The 4,040-nt window shown below is 61.9% G+C and carries 4 protein-coding genes; all 4 read right to left on the bottom strand.

The window, feature by feature from the left end; all coding sequences use genetic code 11:
* Positions 1-207 precede the first annotated feature (207 nt).
* The 4 genes from B4E36_RS10320 to B4E36_RS10305 are packed head-to-tail and all read right to left on the bottom strand — an operon-like array spanning position 208 to position 3,949.
* Entirely contained in the window at positions 208-897 is a 690-nt protein-coding gene (locus B4E36_RS10320; RefSeq protein ID WP_292055068.1) for an HAD family hydrolase, read from the bottom strand.
* 58 nt (positions 898-955) lie between these two features.
* Positions 956-1,867, bottom strand: a complete 912-nt coding sequence (locus B4E36_RS10315) for an NAD-dependent epimerase/dehydratase family protein (RefSeq protein WP_292055069.1) — start codon at positions 1,865-1,867, stop codon at positions 956-958.
* Complete coding sequence (locus B4E36_RS10310) at positions 1,864-2,724, bottom strand: glycosyltransferase (protein ID WP_292055071.1); 861 nt, start codon at positions 2,722-2,724, stop codon at positions 1,864-1,866. Before B4E36_RS10310 ends, B4E36_RS10315 begins: the two co-directional genes overlap by 4 nt.
* 4 nt (positions 2,725-2,728) lie before the next feature.
* Complete coding sequence (locus tag B4E36_RS10305; RefSeq protein WP_292055072.1) at positions 2,729-3,949, bottom strand: NAD-dependent epimerase/dehydratase family protein; 1,221 nt, start codon at positions 3,947-3,949, stop codon at positions 2,729-2,731.
* Positions 3,950-4,040 lie beyond the last annotated feature (91 nt).

Raw genomic sequence — 4,040 nt, 5'->3', positions numbered from 1 at the left:
CAGGGGCAGAGAGGGGTGACCCCTTTCCGAGAGCACAGAGCCTGCGGTTTTTTAGGGCTTACGCCCTTTACCCCTCTCTGTCGCTTTCGCGACGTCTCCCCCTCAAGGGGGGAGATTGTGGGCTGAGAGCTCCGGTGGATCGCCGACGGTCTTATGACGGCTGGACTTCTTCAGAACCGCACAGCGCCGCGTTCGCCCAGAGCGCTTTCAGATCGCGTCGGTCCACTCCAGCAGCGCGGTGGCGACGGCGGGGAGGTCTTCCATGCGGTGGATCACCGTTTCGGCGCCGGCTTCCGTCAGCTTGTCGGCGTGGGTGGGCGTGGTGTGCGAGGCGCCGGTGAAACCGACGACGCGCATGCCGGCGGCCTTGGCGGCGGTCACGCCGTGGACCGAATCCTCGATCACCAGCGTGTTCTTCGGGTTTGCGCCCATTGTTTCCGCGCCATGGAGGAAGATGTCCGGCTTGGGTTTCACCCGGTCGGGGCCGAGGGTTTCGGCGGAAAAGATATTGGGCTCGAAGATATCGAGCTGTCCGGTCTTCTTCAGCATCATGCGGACGCGTTCGGGCGTCGAGTTGGAGCAGATGCAGCGCGGCTCGGAAAGCTGGGCGACGGCCTCGCGCACGCCGGGGATTGGCTGCAGCTCCCGCTTGATCCGCTCATCGAGCTTGACGATTGCCAGATCGAGAAGGGCGGCGGACAGCGGAATATTGGCTTCGCTTTCGACGGCGAGCAGAATGTTGCGCCAGGTCATGCCGGAAAAGCGTTCGCCGATCTCGCCGGCCGTGATCGGATAACCGGCATCGCTCAGAAGCCGCGCTTCGACTTCGGCGGCAAGAATTTCGGAATCGACCAGAACGCCGTCGCAGTCGAAGATGATGAGGTCGAAACGAGCCATTTCGTAATCCTGTAAAAAAGAGCGGGCGCGCCGCACATAAACCTGTTCGCGCGCGAGATCAAATCGCGTTGCCGGGGCGGGCTTCGATAAAACGCTCCACCAGTGTCTGAAGCGTGGCGGAAAACAGCGGCATTCCGCCGCTGCGCCAGCCGAGCGCGTTGAGCCGCGTCGTCGTCATGGCGCTCACAGCACTCTGGTCGGCGCGCGGCGGCAGGGGATGCGAGGATTGCAGCGCCGCCTTCAGCGGCGCGAGGATGGTATGGGTGTCGGTGACGATGTCGGATACATGAAACGCCTTGCCGGAAATTTTCGGGATCGGCGCGTCGAGCAGCGTCAGGATCGCGCCGGCGAGATCGCGGCCATGGACCTCGCTACCCGCACGGGCGGCGATTTCCTCACCGCTGGCATAGCGCTCGAACAGCTCTTCCCATTTGTTGGGCACAAGGTCGCCGTAGACGCCGGTCGCGCGCAGGTTCACCGGGATGAAGCCGGGGCGGGCGAGGGCGGAAAGCGCCTGCTCGACCTCCCATTTCGCCTTGCCGTAAAGGCTCTGCGGCTGGGGCGGGGTGGTTTCCGGCAGCGGCATGCCGACGGGATAGCCGTCAAACACCGCACGGCTCGACAGGAAGAAGGCATGCTTGACGCCGGCGCGGCATGCTGCCTCGAAAAGCGCGATGCTGCCCGCGACATTTGCTTTCAGGAAGCCATCGGGATCATCGCCTTCGCCGCCGCGATAGCGCCCGGGCGCATGGGAGAAGGCGGCGTGGATGAAGACGTCGATGCCTTTGAAAAAGTCGGTAGAGCCCGCCCCGCCGAGTTCGAGAGGCAGAAAGTTTACCGGCGCGGCGAACAGGTCGGGGGCGGGCGCGTTCCTGCCGGCCACGGTTACATCATGACCGGCCGCAAGGCATTCCTCGACGATGTAGCGCCCGACCAGCCCCGTCCCGCCGCTGACCAGAATGCGTTTCATTTGGGCTTCGTCGGATTTTCGAGCGTGGCGATATCGGGGATGCCGTCGCCGTCGAAATAGGCCCACCAGAGGTCGATCAGCGGCTTCAGCTGTTCGGCGCGCGGATGATCGTCCTCCCACGGCTTTTCATACTGGTAGTGCAGAACGCCGATATCGGACCAGTTCCACAGTTCCGGCATGTTGAACCAGACATATTGCAGCATGTTCATGAACACCGGCAGGCCGTGCCAGTCGGGGAAGAATTCCTGCAGGAAGGTCTGGTCGGTGCGCTTCCAGAAGGCCTCGGGCTGGTCGAGGGCCGCAAGCATGGCGGCGAAGGTCTCGACGTCCGGCCGCGCCACGAACACGCCGGAATTCATCCGGTGAAAATCGGCGAGACTTTCATAGACATTGGGGGCCGCGGAAAACTCCGGATAGAAGAACAGCTTGTCGATGTTCTTCAGCACCAGCGCATCGGCATCGATGAACACCGCTGCGTGATACTCGACCAGTTGCCACAGGCGCAGCTTGCAGAAATTATCGAGCGGGGTGTGGAAGCCGGGCTTGCGGCCCTTGGTGAAGGGGGCCTCGCCATGGATGTTCTTGCGCGCGTGGCGCTCGTTGAATTCATCAGACAGCGGCAGGTGGTCGACGCCGACCAGCCGGCAACCGAGATCGGCGAGGTGCTTCAATCCTTCCTCGGGCGCGCCGCCGGTATGCAGCACCACGACATCGGCGGGCGTACCGGTCAGGAAGATCGACCGCGCCAGCGCCAGGGCGCCCATGGCATAGTCATTGTTGGTGACCAGCGTGACGAAGGCGAACGGATATTTGGCGTCCACGCTGCGGTGGACGCCTTCATTTGCGGGATCGCTCATGGCCTCACGAGACCGACTTCAGCGACTTGCCTTCCGGATCGCGGTTGATCTTGGTCGCGATGTCCTTGGTCCAGGCGGAGACGGCCGGAACGCGTTTGCGATCAACGCGATAAGAGTATTTCTTCGCAATGTCGACGATCTCTCCAAGCAGGCCTTCCTTGAGCGTGGTCGGATTGAGGCCGAGCCCGAGGAACTTGTCGTTCTTGACGATCAGGTCGTTTTCCGGCGCTTCCTTGCGCGGGTTCGGCAGCCAGGCGATCTCGACGCCGGACATATCGGAGATCATCTTCGCCAGGTCGCGCACCCGGTGGGTCTCGGTCATCTGGTTGAAGATCTCGACCCGGGCGTTCTTTTCCGGCGGATTGTTGAGCGCCAGCTCGATGCAGCGCACCGAATCCTGAATGTGGATGAAGGCGCGGGTCTGGCCGCCGACGCCGTGGACGGTGAGCGGATAACCGATCGCGGCCTGGATCAGGAAGCGGTTCAGCACGGTGCCGTAGTCGCCGTCATAGTCGAAGCGGTTGATCAACTGTGTGTGGCGTTTGGTCTGCTCGGTGTGCGTGCCCCAGACGATGCCCTGATGCAGGTCGGTGATCCGCAGGCCGTCATTCTTGGCGTAGAAGGCGAACAGAAGCTGATCCAGGCACTTGGTCATGTGGTAGATCGAGCCGGGGTTCGACGGGTAGAGAATTTCCTGGGAAACCTTGTCGCCGGAATTGGTGGTGATATCGACCGGCAGATAGCCTTCGGGGATCGCAGCACCCACCGTCGAATAGCCGTAGACGCCCATCGTGCCGAGATGCACGACATGGGCGTCGAGGTCGATCTCGACCAGCGCATTCAGGAGGTTGTGGGTGGCGTTGACGTTGTTGTCGACCGTGTAGTTCTTGTGGCGGTCGGTCTTCATCGAATAGGGCGCGGCGCGCTGCTCGGCGAAATGAATGATCGCGTCCGGGCGCTCCTCGGCCAGCCACTGCTTCAGGATTTCATAATCCTTGGCGAGGTCGATGAGATGGAAATGGATGCGGCGGCCGGTCTCGGCATGCCAGATGCGGGTGCGTTCCTGGATCGAGTCCATCGGCGTCAGCGACTGGACGCCAAGTTCGGTGTCGATCCAGCGGCGCGACAGGTTGTCAACGATGTGAACTTCGTGTCCGGCATCCGACAAATGCAGCGACGTCGGCCATCCGACAAACCCGTCTCCGCCCATAACTGCGATCTTCATTGAGCCTCTCCGATCCATTTCAGCGATTCATCTCGTGCGTTAAACGCAATCAATATGACATAAATGCAATGGTTTTTTTACGCAATCTGCC

Source organism: Martelella sp. UBA3392, assembly GCF_002358775.1.
Taxonomy (GTDB): Bacteria; Pseudomonadota; Alphaproteobacteria; order Rhizobiales; family Rhizobiaceae; genus Martelella; species Martelella mediterranea.
This window is presented reverse-complemented; position numbering and strand designations above follow the sequence as displayed.